The organism is Parafrankia sp. FMc2 (assembly GCF_041008525.1).
Lineage (GTDB): Bacteria > Actinomycetota > Actinomycetes > Frankiales > Frankiaceae > Parafrankia.
Genome location: NZ_JBFLUG010000042.1, coordinates 1 through 13,574, shown reverse-complemented (window position 1 = coordinate 13,574; position 13,574 = coordinate 1). Strand labels below are relative to the sequence as shown.

The window sequence follows — 13,574 nt, the reverse complement described above, 5'->3', positions numbered from 1 at the left end:
CGGGGTCCAGACGGGCTCGCCGGGGTTCAGACGGGCTCGCCGGGGTTCAGGCTGGCTCGCAGAGCGCCTTGACCTGCAGGTACTCCTCGAAGCCCAGCCTGCCGCTCTCGCGGCCGATGCCGCTCTGCTTGTAGCCGCCGAAGGGAACGTCGTGGCCGTAGTAGATGCCACCATCGACGATCATGGTGCCGGCGCGGATCTTGCGAGCCACGGCCTTGGAGCGCTCGTGGTCACCCGAGAAGACCGCGCCGGACAGGCCGAAGATGCTGTCGTTCGCGATGCGGATCGCGTCCTCGTCGTCCTCGAAGGGGACGGCGACGAGCACCGGGCCGAAGACCTCGTTACGGACGATCTCGGAGTCCTCCGGCATGTCCGCGAACAGCGTGGGCTCGAAGTAGTAGCCCTTCTCGAACTGCTTCGGGCGGCTGCCCCCGACGATCGGGGTGCCGCCGGCCGCCTTTGCCCGCTCGACCATGGCCTCGACGCGGTCGCGGTGCCGCTCGCTGTTGAGCGGGCCCATCACGTTGTTCGGGTCCAGCGGGTCGCCGTAGGGCATTGCCGACAGCATCTGCGCGGCGAACTGCACGCCCTCCTCGAAGCGCGACCGCGGGAGCAGCAACCGGCTCAGCGTGGCGCAGCCCTGACCGGCGTGCAGGCACACCATGAAGGTCGACAGACCGATCGAGCCGCGGAAGTCCGCATCCTCGAAGACGATGTTCGCGGACTTGCCGCCCAGCTCCAGGAAGCACTTCTTGATGGTTTCCGAGCCGAGCTTCATGATCCGCCGGCCGACCGCGGTCGAGCCGGTGAAGCTGATCAGGTCGACCCGCGGGTCGGTGATCAGCTCCTCGCCGCGGTCGTTCACCGAGCTGGTGATGACGTTGAAGACGCCCGGCGGGATGTCCGTGTGCTCCGCGACGATCTTGCCGATCGCGCTGGCGCACCAGGGTGTCGTCGGGGCGGCCTTGAGGACCACCGTGTTCCCCGCGGCCAGCGCCGGGGCCACCTTCGCCAGGTTCACCTGGAAGGGCTGGTTCCACGGCGTGATGGCACCGACCACGCCGTAGGGCTCCCGCTCGACCCAGCGGTGGGCGCCGAACCCCGGGATGTCGCCCATCCCGTAGTCCTGCGAGAACTCGTACTTCTCCAGCAGGTCGGCCACCCAGCCGATGCCCTCGATCGGCCCGTCGACCGTCGAGTGGATGATCTTCGTCGGCAGGCCGACCTCGGCTGTCGCCAGCGCCCGCAGCGGCTCGGAGTGCTTGGCCAGCGCGTCCTGCAGCTGACGCAGACAGCGCACCCGGAGTGCGACGTCCGTGCTCCAGCTGGTCGTGTCGAAGGCCGTCCGTGCGGCGTCGATCGCCGCCTCGACGTCCGCGGCGGAGGCGTCGGCCGCGACGCCGATCGAGGCCTCCGTGGCCGGGTTGATGTTGTCGTACGTGGCGCCGCCCTCGGCATCGACGAGCCGGCCGCCGATGAGCAGCTTCGCGGAGTTCAAGCCCGCGTAGGTCATGTGCTTCCTCCAGTCAGGTGACGCGCGTGTGCTCATGGCGGGCGACGGCGGAAACCGCCCATTCGGTCTGGGTCCTGGCGGCCGACGCGGGCGGGCTCATGCAGTCGGGCATCGCGACGGTGCGCCCGGGGCGGACGGTCCCCGACCAGGTCACAGCCTCCGCACCGGTCTCCCAGGACAGCTCGGCGCGGTCCCCGTCGACCGAGCCGTGCCGGGCCGCGTCCAGCAGGCCCCAGCCGACCCGGCGCAGGACCTCGCTCTCCAGTGCCTGCACCTGGGTGCCGGCGAGCCCCGAGCAGCCGCGGTAGTGGTCGGCGACCGTGCCGATGTCGCCGTCGCGCCGGATCACCCGGTCGATGAGGTCCGGGTCGGCGAAGGCCCAGCCGGTGCCCTCCGGCAGGACGAGCGCGACCGGGGCGAAGCGGTGACCACCGAGATGGCTGGTCCGCCACAGGTTCACGCCCGGGCCCGGCGTGCCGGCGGCCAGCCGGACGGCAAGGCCCGCTCCCAGCCGGCCGCAGCAGGCGTCCCGGCGGCCGTGCCCGCACACCAGGACGTCGACCCCCGGCACCGCCAGGCTCGACGGGCCCGGGTCGGCAGCCGCCGCGACGAGGGCGGCCACCGTGTCGCGCAGCGAGGCACCGACGGCGCTCTCGAACCGGCGGTAGCCCGCGAACGCCGCCGCACCGGGCTCCCGCGCGTGCAGGATCACCCGCCGCTCCCCGACCGGGGCGCCCGTGTCCGCGGGCACGACGGCCTGCAGCCGGTAGCCCGCGGGGCCGATGAGCGGTTCCAGCAGCGCCGCCTCGTCGGTCTCGCCGGCGTCACGCGGCCACGGGAGCGGGATCTCGACGAGGAGGAAACCCGCGTAGGTGCCGGCGGTGCCGGCCGGGGACATCGCCACGGCCCGCGACCAGTCGGCACATCTGATCTTCGCTTCGGGATCGACTCCGGCCGGAAGACCGGCCCCGGACGTCTCGATCCCCGTTGTCGGCTCCCCCGCTGTCGGCTCCATCGCGTCAGCCGACCGGATCGGGCGCGGGGGCCGCGACGTGGTTCCGCAGGGCCGGGGCGATCGGTGGGGCCGTGCGCCAGTCGGCGATCCCGTCGTCGCCCGCCGTGCCCATGGGCATTCCACCCTGGTGCACCCAGGCCCAGTGCGCGTGGTTCAGCTCATGCAGCGTGAAACATGCGTTCAACGCGTTGTAGAAACCCATCTGGTCCACACTCTGGTTGACCGACTCCTTGATCAGGAGGGCGGCCATGGTGGGAACAGAAGCGATTCTCCGGGCGAACGCGAGGGCCGAGTCGTGCAGCTCCTCGGCCGGGAAGATCTTGGAGACCATTCCGAGGCGCCAGGCCTCCTCCGCGTCGATCGAGTCACCGGTCAGAAGGAGTTCCTTGGCCCGGCGCGGACCGAATTCCCACGGATGCGCAAAGTATTCGAGGCCGCACATGCCGAGCCGGGTTCCGACCATGTCCGCGAAGGTGGTTCCCTCGGCCGCGACAATGAGATCACAGGCCCACATCAGCATGAGGCCGGCCGCGTAGACCTCGCCGTGCACGGCCGCGACGGTGACCTTGCGGAGGTTGCGCCAGCGCCGGGTGCTCTCGAAGAAGTGGTGCCATTCCTGGAGCATCAGCTTCTCGGCACCCTGCCGGGTGCCGCCGTTGACCTTGGCGGAGGGGTGCTGGCCAGGGCCGGGGGTCATGTCCGCCCGGCCCTGCTTCGAACCCATGTCGTGACCGGTCGAGAACATCGGACCATGGCCACCGAGAATGACCACCCGGACGTTGTCGTCCTCTTCGGCCCGAAGGAAGGCCTGCCCCAGCTCCACCAGCAGACCGCGGCTCTGCGCATTACGAGTCTCGGGGCGGTTCAGCATGATCCGCACTATCGCCCCGTCGTCCAGCGACTCGTACGTGAGGTATTGGTACCGCGAATCGCTCATGGGTGCCCTTCTGTCCTGGTGGGCGTGCCCACTGGTTTCGGGGATGGGGCCCCCTACCTGGGCTCTTACCGTCAGTATTTACACTAGGTTGAAGTACATGTACTGTCAACCCGGTCGCAGTGGGGCAGCAGCGGACAGGGCGTCCCCACCTGCCGGGCTGGCCTTTCCGACCCGCGGCCGGCCGAGGCGCTCGCGCTTTGGCAGCGGGTGCCGACGCGGTCGGTCCCGCTGCGTTTGCGGCACGGTTCCCTGATGATGATTCGGGCCGGCCGGCAAATCTTCCCAATACCACCGGTCAGATTGACCAGACCAGACCCGGACCAGACTGGACGGGCGGACGTGGAGGCTACGGAGCATGACTGACTCGCAGGCTTTTCGGTACGACGGGAAGCGGGCGCTCGTGGTCGGAGGCGCCACCGGCATGGGCGCGGCCGCGGCCAGGGCGGTCGCCGCCCTGGGCGCCGAGGTCGTGGTCATGGACATCGCACCCGCCGACTACCCGGTCGCACAGATGATTGTCACGGATCTGGCGGACCGCGCCAGGCTCGACGCGGCCATCGACGAGATCTCCGGGCCGGTGGACGCGGTGTTCTCGGCCGCCGGGATCGCCGGCGGGCCCGCCGTGATGAGGGTGAACGTCATCGGTCACCGCCACCTGCTGGAGCGGCTGCTCGCCGAAGGCAGGCTGGGCGCCGGATCGGCGATCTGCTTCATCTCCTCGGTGGCCGGGCTCGGCTGGCAGAACCATCTCCCGACGCTCGTCGAGTTCCTCGCCACGCCGGACTTCGACTCGGCCGACACGTGGGTCAGCGCCCACGAAGGAACCAACAGCTACATGTTCAGCAAGCAGGCGATCAACGCCTACGTCGCCCGCGAGTCCTACCCGCTGCTGGCCCGGGGCATCCGCATCAACGCGATCTGCCCGGGCCCGACCGACACTCCGCTCGCCCGCGCCAACTCCTGGGGCGGCTTCGACGAGCAGTACCGGAAGGCGGCGGGCGACGTGCCCCCGCTGACGCCGGAGCAGATGGGGAACGTGATGGCCTTCCTGAACAGTGACGCGGCGAGCGGGATCAGCGGCGTGAGCCTGCTGGTCGACTCGGGCCACGTCGGCTCCTCGATCGGCGGCTCGTGGGAGGCCGGCAAGCCGGTGATCGAGTTCCTGATGACCCAGAACTCGGTCTGACCCGCGCCTCGCCCCGCCCGCGCGGGTCCCGCCCTCGTGGGCGCCGCGCGGGCGGGTCCAGTACGGGCGGATCCAGCGCGCACGAACGGAGCCCCGGTGCCGACGGCGGTGATGTCGGCACCGGGGCTCCGTCAGGAACGCGGCCACCCGCTTCCCCGGGTCCGGATCCGGATCAGGCTGACGTGATCAGCGGTCGTCGACCGGCGGTCAGGCCGACTCGAACCCGCCGGTGTAGGGGTTCTTCGAGGGGAAGGGCGCGAGGTCCAGCAACGACAGCACTCCCGGCGGCGCGTCGCAGACCCGGGGGATCGCGTTGACGACGCTCATCGCCGAGGCGACCGCGATCGGGTCACCGGTATAGCCCTCGGGCGCGGAGAGCTTCATGTCCAGCCGGACGCCGGGCAGCCCGTCGACCTGCGCCCGGTAGCCGTCGCCGGCGAACTCCACCTCGGGGAAGTCCGTCTCCCGCAGCCGTTCCACGTGCTCGACGACAACCCGGGCCTCGCCACCGGAGATGCCCTTGACCCGGTAGCGCAGCCCGCAGATCGTCCCGGCGGGGATGTGTCCCGACGCGACGTCGAACGCCTCGTCGGAGTGCAGGATGGTGTGGTCCTCGACGATCTCGTCGATCGTCACGCCGATCGCCTCGGCCAGCATCGCGATGGTCGTCGCGTGGTAGCTCGTGGTGACCCCGGGGGCGAGGATCGGCATCTTCGCGACGTCGTTCTGGCCGAAGCCGAAGAACATCGTGATGCCGGGGCCCTCCCAGAAGGCGTTGTTCATGATCTGGGTCATGTGGACACTGCGCACCTCACGGGCCAGCGCGAGCGCCGACAGGGCGAGTGCCGCCGTGCCGTAGCCGGGGTCCATGCCGATCGTGCAGAAGGACGAGCCACCGTCGGTGCAGGCCTGCTCGAGCTGCTTGTAGAGCTCGTCGTCCTGCGCCCGGGGGTAGACCAGGGTCGGCCACCACAGACTGACGACGTTCTTGCCGGACCGCAGGATCCGCAGCAGGTCCCCGAACGTCTCCATCGGGTTGTTCACCCAGGTACGTCCGACGGTGAAAACGACGCAGTCAGCTGGCTGGGCGAGCAGCGCGTCCTGGTCACGGGTCGCGGTCAGGCCCAGCGGGGCTAAGCCGAAGATCTCGCCGACGTCGCGGCCGTCCTTCTCCTCGGAGTGCACCCAGGCACCCGCCAGTTCCAGGTCAGGATGGCCCAGGATGCCGGTGACCGCCTCCTTGGCCACGGTGCCGGTCGTCCACTGGATGACGCGATAGGTCACGATCTCCTCCATCGGTGGCACCCGGACCGACGGCCGGTGCCGATGCTGGGGCTCACGGGCTGTGGCTGTGGCTGACTGTGGCCGGGTCCAGGGCTGTGGCAGATGGGGCGTGGCCGGCTGTAAGCGTGGCCGGGCCAGGCCAGGCCCGGCAGCAGGCAGGCGGACGGACGGTCTGCGGCCGGGGGCCCGCCACCCCCGCTCGCATCCCTTCCGCAGTGTGTATGGAAACCGGTCTGGATGGCAGGGGTCCGACCCGACCCTGCCCGCACACCATAGTTATACCGAGTCTAACTATGCAAGAGGCTGAAACAGCTCGATCGCCACCTCTCCCACGGCTCCACAACCCCCGCGACCACCGACCATCACCAGCCCGCCACACCGCGTCCCCCGCAGCCTGTTCCACCGGCCCGCACGCCGCCGACCACCCCCGCCGCAGGGTTGTGTGACCTGCCGGCACCTGTTAAAAAGTAGACCCCGCTAAATTTGACTCAGTTTAAACTCTGGCTGCGGGTGGGCGGAAAGGGACAAACCCCCCACGGCCAGCCGCAGGGCCCGACCAGCCCGGAACACGCACTGCCATCCAACGGGAAACCCCGAAAGCGATCATTACACACCCGACGCGGAAACACCCCGTGCCGCCCTGCCCCGGGCCGGGCCGGGCCACCCGCGATACGCACCCCCACCGCGCGACCTGTACTCCACCGGACCCCGCGGCCCGGCCCACGCGCAGTGACCACATCCGGGAAGGGACACCACGTGATAATCCGCAAGGCCCTCGCGGTTACCGCCGCCGCCGGCCTGCTATCCGCCGCCCTCGTCGCCTGTGGCGGCGACAGCGACTCCGGCAGCACCGACACCGCCGGCCTCACCGGCGCACCGATCACCGTCGAGGTGATCACCACCCTGAACAGCGTCACCCCGCACACCGAGTCCTACGAGGGCGCCCAGGCCGCCGCCGCGGCCGTCAACGCCTCCGGCGGCATCAACGGCCGCCCGCTCAAGGTCGAGGTCTGCGACGGCGGTGACACCGACAGCCCGGCCAAGGCCGTCCAGTGCGCCCGCGACATCGTCGCCGACCGCGACGTCATCGCCGAGGTCGGCGACTTCCAGGCCTACCAGGAGCAGACGAACACCATCCTGAACGAGGCCGGCGTCCCCAACATCGGCCCGCCGCCGCAGAGCCAGTCCGTCCTGAACTCGCCGAACTCGTTCCCGCTGTCCGGCTCCGAAGGCGCTGCCGTCTCCACCGTCCTCGCCGACGCGGGTGCCACCGACATCCAGGTGGCCTACACGAACGTCGCGCAGGCGGCTGCCGCCGTGCAGTTCAACACGGCCGCCCTGCAGAAGGGCCGCGGGCTGACCATCAAGGGCGGCATCCCGATCGACGTCACCGCCACCGACCTCACCCCCGCCGTCACCCGCGGCGCGGACGGTGACGCCGTCGCCCTCGCGATGATGCCCACCCACTTCGCCGCCTGGCTCACCACCACCCAGGCCGGCGACTACGACCAGAAACTCGGCGCCAGCAGCTCCGTCCTGCTCCCCGAGACCCTCGAGGCCCTCGGTGACAAGGCCAACGGCGTGCTCGTCGCCTCCGGACTCCCGCTCGCGGGCGGTGACCAGCCCGGCGTCGTCCGTTTCCGTGAGGAGATGGCCAGGTACCAGCCCGGCAAGAAGATCGACCAGATCAGCCTGCAGGGCTGGCTCGGCACCTGGGCCTTCGCGCAGGTCGCCCGCACCATCGACGGCGACATCACCCGCGAGAGCGTCCTCAGGGCCTTCAGCAACCTCACCGACTTCAACGTCTTCGGCCTGCTCCCCGAGGGCTTCAGCACCACCAAGCCCTTCACCGACCTCCCCCGCATGCCCCGCCTCTTCAACAGCCAGATCATCGAGGGCATCGTCCGGGACGGCAAGGTCGAGCAGACCAGCGACGGCTACATCCCCATCTTCACCAGGCCATGAATCGCCACGCCATGACCGCCCCCCACGAGAACAGTAAACGGGACGCAGAACAATGATCCGATACGCGTTACTCGGGCTCGGTCTGGGGGCGATCTATGCTCTCGCGGGCCAGGGTCTGCTCCTCGTCTACCGAGGCTCCGGTGTCGTCAACTTCGCGCATGGCGCGTTCGCCGCGGCGGGTGCGCTGGCCTTCTACGAGCTGCACATCGAGGCGGGTCTCCCGACCGTGCCATCGATCCTCCTGGCGCTGATCATCGCCGGCGCCATGGGCACCCTGATGCATCTGCTGATCATGAGGCCGCTGCGGAACGCGCCTCCCCTGACCAGGGTCATCGCGACCCTCGGCGTGATGGTCGCCCTGCAGCAGGTCGGCCGCATCATCTTCGGCAGCGAGATCCGGCTGGTGCCGTCGTTCCTGCCGACCGACACGGTCCACCCGTTCGGTGGGCCGGCGGTGGGTGCCGACCGGCTCATCCTGCTCGGCATCGCCGTGGTGGTCTCGGCGGTCCTGTGGGCCATCTACCGGTACAGCACGTTCGGCGCGGTCACCTCGGCCGTCGCCGAGAACGAACGCACCGCCCAGCTCACCGGCCATTCGCCGGACATGATCGCCGCTGTCAACTGGACCGTCGGCGCGGTGCTCGCCGGCGCGGCGGGCATTCTGATCGTCCCGATCTCCGGGCTGGACATCAACACGCTGATCATGCTCATCATCCCGGCACTGGCCACCTGTGTGGTGGCCAACTTCGCGTCGTTCCCGATCGCTCTCGGCGCGTCGCTGGTCATCGGCGTCACCCAGTCCGAGATCACCAACTACGTCGACGCGGCGGGCTGGGGCGAGGCCGTCCCGTTCCTGGTCGTGGTGCTGGTCCTGGTCGTCCGCGGCCGAGGCCTGCCACTGCGCAGCCACGTGAACGAACTGCTGCCCGAGATCGGCACCGGCGCGCTGCGGCCCGCCGTTCTCACCGCCGTGGTCGCGGTGGCGACGCTCGTGGTCGTCACGACCCCGGACAACTGGACCGACGCCTTCACCACCACGATCATCGGGGCGGTCATCTGCGTGTCGCTGGTGGTCGTCACCGGCTACGGCGGCCAGTTGTCGCTGGCGCAGTTCGCCTTCGCCGGCTGGGGCGGCTACGTGGCCTCCCGGCTGGCCGCCGTGCACGGCCTGCCCTTCCTTCTCGTTCTGGTCATCGGCGTCCTCGCGGCGGTGCCCGTCGGAATCCTGGTGGGCCTGCCAGCCCTGCGGACCAGGGGTATCCACCTGGCCATCGCCACGTTCGGCCTCGCCTACTCGCTGCAGGCGGTGCTCTTCCAGAGCGTCCCGCTGACCGGCGGCCTGTCCGGGACGGTCGTCGACCCACCCACGCTGTTCGGGTGGAGCGTCGACCCGGTGAGCCATCCGAAGCGCTACGCCATGGTCTGCCTGGTGGCCCTGCTCGTGGCCGCTCTGGTGGCCGCCAACATCAGGCGCGGCCGCTCCGGCCGGCGGCTGGTCGCGGTCCGGGGCAACGAACGGGCCGCCGCGTCCCTCGGCATCAGCGTCTACGGCGCGAAGCTCTACTCCTTCGCGATCTCCGCGGCCATCGCCGGCCTCGGCGGTGTCCTGCTGGCGTTCAAGTCGGCCTACGTCGACTTCAACCAGTTCAACGTCTTCAACTCGATCGCCGTGGTCATCAACACCGTCATCAGCGGTGTCGGCTTCCTGATCGGCGGCGTGCTGGCCGGCGCGAGCACCGCCGGCGGCCTCACCCCGAAGATCTTCGGTGAGATCTTTCCGAGCAGTGAGATCAGCCAGTACGTCACCCTGGCGCTGGCCGCGTTCCTCGCCCCGACCCTGATCCAGTTCCCGAACGGACTCGTGGCCCGCGCGGTCACGCTGCGTCCGCCCGCGGCACTCGTAGCCCGCTTCTCCCGGTCCGGCCGCGGCACGGCGACGCTGACGGCAGACGCGGCCGAAGCCGGGACCTCGGCCGAGACGGCGGACGCCACCGAGACGGCAACGACAGCGGCAACGACAGCCGCGGCGGCGGAGAGGGCCGCGGCGGCCCGCACCGCTCCGCCCGCGACCCCGCACCGGGTGGCGCCGAAGACGCTGCGGGTACAGGACGCCGCCGTGCGGTTCGGCGGTGTCCACGCGCTGCGCGGAGTGTCCCTGGAGGTCAGGCCCGGCGAGGTCGTCGGCCTCATGGGCCCCAACGGCGCCGGCAAGACCACGTTCATCGACGCGGTGACCGGGTTCTGCCGCGTGCAGGGCGGCGCGATCGAGCTGGACGGCACCCGGATCGACCCGCTGAACGCGCGGCGCCGCGCCCGCCTGGGCATCGGCCGGACCTTCCAGTCGCTGGAGCTGTTCGACCAGCTCACAGTGTTGGAGAACCTGCGTACCGCGGCTGACCCCCGTGATTCGGCCGCCTACCTCACCGACATCGTGCACCCGCGGCGCACCCAGCTGACCCCTGCCGCCCGGTCCGCCATCGAGATGTTCGAGCTGGTGGACGAGCTCGACCGCATCCCGTCCGAGCTGTCCTACGGCCGGCGCCGCCAGGTCGCCATCGCCCGCGCGATCGCGACCGAGCCGTCGATCCTGCTCCTGGACGAGCCGGCCGCCGGCCTCAACGAGTCCGAGACGCAGGAGCTCTCCGACCTGCTGCGCCGCCTGGTGGACGAGTGGGGCATCGGCATCCTGCTGGTCGAGCACGACGTGCCGATGCTGAACCGGGTCTGCGACCGCCTGGTGGTCATGGACTTCGGTGCCGTCATCGCCACCGGCACGCCGGCGGAGATCCGCACCGACCCGCGGGTCATCGCCGCCTACCTCGGTGAGGAGCGTGAGGCGGAGAACGACCCGGCCGACAGCGAGCCCGCCGACAGCAGCACTGCCGACCGCAACGCTGACGGCGACGACCCGAGTGACAGCGACCCGGTCGAGGTGGAGGCCGAGGTGGAGGCCGAGGACTGGCGTCCGGGCCTCACCGAACCCGAGATCCCGGATGTCGCGACGCTCGGCGGGGACCGCGCCAAGTAATTAAACTTGGTCTAAATCTAGGGCGAGCATCCAGGACGAGCACAGAGAAGGGTCGAGAAACGATGAAGAAAGAGGACATGATCCTCGTCAGCATCGATGACCATTCGATCGAACCACCGGACATGTACGTCAGGCACGTCCCCGCCAAGTACCGCGATCTCGCCCCCAAGGTCATTCGCAACGACCAGGGAATCGACCAGTGGGTCTTCCAGGGCGCCGCCACCTCCACGCCGTTCGGCATGGCCGCGACGGTCGGCTGGCCGGCCGAGGAGTGGGGCCGCGACCCGGGCACCTACACCGAGCTGCGGCCGGGCTGCTTCGACCTCGCGGCCCGCGTCGACGACATGAACGCCAACGGCGTCCTCGCGTCGATGTGCTTCCCGAGCATGGCCGGCTACAACGCCCGGACGTTCGCCGAGGCACCGGACAAGAAGCTGTCCGTCATCATGCTCCAGGCGTACAACGACTGGCACATCGACGAGTGGTGTGCCGGGGCGCCGGGGCGTTTCATCCCGATCGGGATGCTGCCGATGTGGGATGTCGAGCTGGCCACCGCCGAGGTGCGCCGCCTCGCGTCGAAGGGCTGCCGGGCCGTCAGCTTCCTGGAGGCCCCGCACGCGCAGGGGTACCCCAGTCTGATGTCCGGCTACTGGGATCCGATGCTCGCCGCTGTCGTCGAGGCGGGCACCGTCCTCTGCCTGCACATCGGCGGCGGCATGAGCCTGCTGAAGCTTCCGCCGGAGGCGCCGCCGGACCACTCCATCATCCTGTCGACCCAGATCATGACGCTGGTCGCGCAGGACCTGCTGTTCGGGCACGTGTTCCAGAAGTTCCCGGGCCTGCGGATCGCGTTCTCCGAGGCCGGGATCGGGTGGATCCCGTTCTACCTGGAGCGGGTCGACCGCCACGTGAAGAACCAGGTGTGGCTGCACAACGACTTCGGCGGGAAGCTGCCCTCGGAGATCTTCCGTGAGCACGTGCTCGGCTGCTTCATCTCCGATCCGTCCGGTCTGAAGGCCCGGCACGACATCGGGATCGACATCATCGCCTGGGAGTCCGACTACCCGCACACGGACACGACCTGGCCGGAGTCACCGGAACTGCTCTGGGACGAACTGGTCGCGGCCGGGGTCACCGAGGAGGAGACCCACAAGATCACCTGGCAGAACGCCTGTCGGTTCTTCGGGTTCGACCCGTTCACCCAGATCCCGCGGGAGCAGGCCACCGTCGGTGCGCTGCGGGAGCGGGCGCGGCTGGCGAACGTCGACACCACGCGTATGTCCAAGGACGAGTGGCGCCGCCGCAACGAGGCGGCGGGGATCGGAGTACTGACATGACCAGCACGGCCAGCGGCGGGCAGCTCGCCGGGAAGATCGTCGCCGTCACCGGGGCGACCAGCGGGTCGGGGCTCGCCATCGCCCGCCGCTTCGCGGCCGAAGGCGCGACCACGGTGCTGCTGGCCCGCGGCGCGGACCGCCTGAAGGCGCTCGTGGACGAGCTCGGTTCGGACACCGTCGGCCTGACCACCGACGTCGGCGACCCGGACAGCGTGCGCAGCGCCTTCGAGGCCATCGGGGCGCAGTTCGGCAGGCTCGACATCCTCATCAACAACGCCGGGCTGCACCGCCCGTGCCCGTTCGAGTCCCTCGCCGACCAGGACATCCTCGCCCAGGTACGGACCAACCTGCTGGGCCCGACCTACACCTGCCGGGCCGCGATTCCGCTGCTGCGGGCGGCCGGCGGCGGCGACATCATCAACACCTCGTCCGAGGTGACCATCGAGATCTTTCCCTACGAGGCCGTCTACCGGATGACCAAGGCGGGCCTCGAGGCGCTCGGCCAGGCACTGAGCCTGGAGTTCGAGAAGGAGGAGATCCGGGTCACCACCCTGATCCAGGGGGTCGCGCTCGGCGAGGGCGGCGGCTCGACCGACTGGAAGGACAACGGGGAACACACCCACCTGGTGTGGCCGCGGCTGCAGGCCGAGGGAACCGTCCAGCGGGTGATGGGCAAGCACGGCGGCCAGACCGTCGAGAGCGTGGCCGACGTGCACGTGTTCATCGTGACCCGGCCGCGCGGCCAGAAGCTCGACGTCGTCCGCGCCCGTAGCTACTAGAAGGCATCGGTCGCGGGGCCAGCGGCTTCGCGCTCGGGGCACACGGAGAAGCAGTGGCTGATTTCTACGACGCCCTGCCGGTCGACTGGATCGGCCCGGGCGAGACGGTGACCGTCGAGGTCGACGGGTTCCCGGTGGCGGTGGCGAACGTGGAGGGCGAGTACTACGCCTTCCAGAACCTCTGCCCCCACCAGGGCAGCAAGCTGGGCGGTCGGGCGCTGGACGAGGGCTGCTACATCGTCTGCCCGACGCACGCGAGCCGGTACGACGTCCGTACCGGCGCGTGTGTGCGCCCGTCGTCGTCGGACGGGTTCAACCAGGACCTGATGGTGTTCCCGGTCCGGGTGGAGGACGAGGTGGTCCAGATCAGGATCTGACCGGCGGAGCAGCAGTTCCCGAGGCGGGCTGTGTGACGGGGCCAGGTTCCCCCGCCACACAGCCCGCCTTCTGCTGTACTCCGGCGTACCCCCTCTCCCCCTACCCCTCCTCCCTGCTCTCTACCCAACTCTACTGCTTCTTCCAGCCATATA

10 protein-coding genes are annotated in these 13,574 nt (G+C 69.9%); 6 read left to right on the top strand and 4 right to left on the bottom strand.

Annotation, left to right across the window (positions count from 1 at the left end; genetic code table 11):
• Positions 1–46 precede the first annotated feature (46 nt).
• The 3 genes from AB1460_RS16620 to AB1460_RS16610 are packed head-to-tail and all read right to left on the bottom strand — an operon-like array spanning position 47 to position 3,465.
• Complete coding sequence (locus tag AB1460_RS16620; protein ID WP_368962314.1) at positions 47–1,513, bottom strand: aldehyde dehydrogenase family protein; 1,467 nt, start codon at positions 1,511–1,513, stop codon at positions 47–49.
• A gap of 13 nt (positions 1,514–1,526) precedes the next feature.
• Positions 1,527–2,528, bottom strand: a complete 1,002-nt coding sequence (locus tag AB1460_RS16615; protein ID WP_368962313.1) for a sucrase ferredoxin — start codon at positions 2,526–2,528, stop codon at positions 1,527–1,529.
• 4 nt (positions 2,529–2,532) lie between these two features.
• Positions 2,533–3,465, bottom strand: a complete 933-nt coding sequence (locus AB1460_RS16610; RefSeq protein WP_368962311.1) for an enoyl-CoA hydratase — start codon at positions 3,463–3,465, stop codon at positions 2,533–2,535.
• A 355-nt stretch (positions 3,466–3,820) separates the two neighbouring features.
• Between AB1460_RS16610 and AB1460_RS16605 the strand changes: the two genes are divergently transcribed.
• Entirely contained in the window at positions 3,821–4,651 is an 831-nt protein-coding gene (locus AB1460_RS16605) for an SDR family oxidoreductase (protein ID WP_368962309.1), read from the top strand.
• A 207-nt stretch (positions 4,652–4,858) separates the two neighbouring features.
• Here AB1460_RS16605 and AB1460_RS16600 read toward each other — a convergent pair whose 3' ends face one another.
• The gene (locus tag AB1460_RS16600; RefSeq protein WP_368962307.1) at positions 4,859–5,935 is read right to left on the bottom strand and encodes a dihydrodipicolinate reductase; all 1,077 of its coding nucleotides are present in this window, start codon (positions 5,933–5,935) and stop codon (positions 4,859–4,861) included.
• A 756-nt stretch (positions 5,936–6,691) separates the two neighbouring features.
• Here AB1460_RS16600 and AB1460_RS16595 point away from each other — a divergent pair.
• The 5 genes from AB1460_RS16595 to AB1460_RS16575 all read left to right on the top strand — a co-directional run bounded on the left by AB1460_RS16595 (position 6,692) and on the right by AB1460_RS16575 (position 13,421).
• Entirely contained in the window at positions 6,692–7,900 is a 1,209-nt protein-coding gene (locus AB1460_RS16595; RefSeq protein ID WP_368962305.1) for an ABC transporter substrate-binding protein, read from the top strand.
• A 52-nt stretch (positions 7,901–7,952) separates the two neighbouring features.
• Positions 7,953–10,928, top strand: a complete 2,976-nt coding sequence (locus AB1460_RS16590) for an ABC transporter permease subunit (protein ID WP_368962303.1) — start codon at positions 7,953–7,955, stop codon at positions 10,926–10,928.
• A gap of 62 nt (positions 10,929–10,990) precedes the next feature.
• Positions 10,991–12,265, top strand: coding sequence for an amidohydrolase family protein (locus AB1460_RS16585; RefSeq protein WP_368962301.1), 1,275 nt, complete (start codon positions 10,991–10,993; stop codon positions 12,263–12,265).
• Positions 12,262–13,044 (top strand): SDR family oxidoreductase, encoded by a 783-nt coding sequence (locus tag AB1460_RS16580; protein WP_368962300.1) that lies wholly within the window; start codon positions 12,262–12,264, stop codon positions 13,042–13,044. Before AB1460_RS16585 ends, AB1460_RS16580 begins: the two co-directional genes overlap by 4 nt.
• A 53-nt stretch (positions 13,045–13,097) precedes the next feature.
• Positions 13,098–13,421 carry a Rieske (2Fe-2S) protein gene (locus AB1460_RS16575; protein ID WP_018635268.1) on the top strand — a complete coding sequence of 108 codons (324 nt, stop codon included), beginning with the start codon at positions 13,098–13,100 and terminating at the stop codon, positions 13,419–13,421.
• Positions 13,422–13,574: the final 153 nt, after the last annotated feature.

What these genes read in the sequence shown, in the direction of transcription:
- AB1460_RS16590 (WP_368962303.1), top strand. Translation starts at nt 7,953, where the DNA reads ATGATCCGATACGCGTTACTCGGGCTCGGTCTGGGGGCGATCTATGCT.
- AB1460_RS16615 (WP_368962313.1), bottom strand. Translation starts at nt 2,528, where the DNA reads ATGGAGCCGACAGCGGGGGAGCCGACAACGGGGATCGAGACGTCCGGG.
- AB1460_RS16605 (WP_368962309.1), top strand. Translation starts at nt 3,821, where the DNA reads ATGACTGACTCGCAGGCTTTTCGGTACGACGGGAAGCGGGCGCTCGTG.
- AB1460_RS16610 (WP_368962311.1), bottom strand. Translation starts at nt 3,465, where the DNA reads ATGAGCGATTCGCGGTACCAATACCTCACGTACGAGTCGCTGGACGAC.
- AB1460_RS16620 (WP_368962314.1), bottom strand. Translation starts at nt 1,513, where the DNA reads ATGACCTACGCGGGCTTGAACTCCGCGAAGCTGCTCATCGGCGGCCGG.
- AB1460_RS16580 (WP_368962300.1), top strand. Translation starts at nt 12,262, where the DNA reads ATGACCAGCACGGCCAGCGGCGGGCAGCTCGCCGGGAAGATCGTCGCC.
- AB1460_RS16585 (WP_368962301.1), top strand. Translation starts at nt 10,991, where the DNA reads ATGAAGAAAGAGGACATGATCCTCGTCAGCATCGATGACCATTCGATC.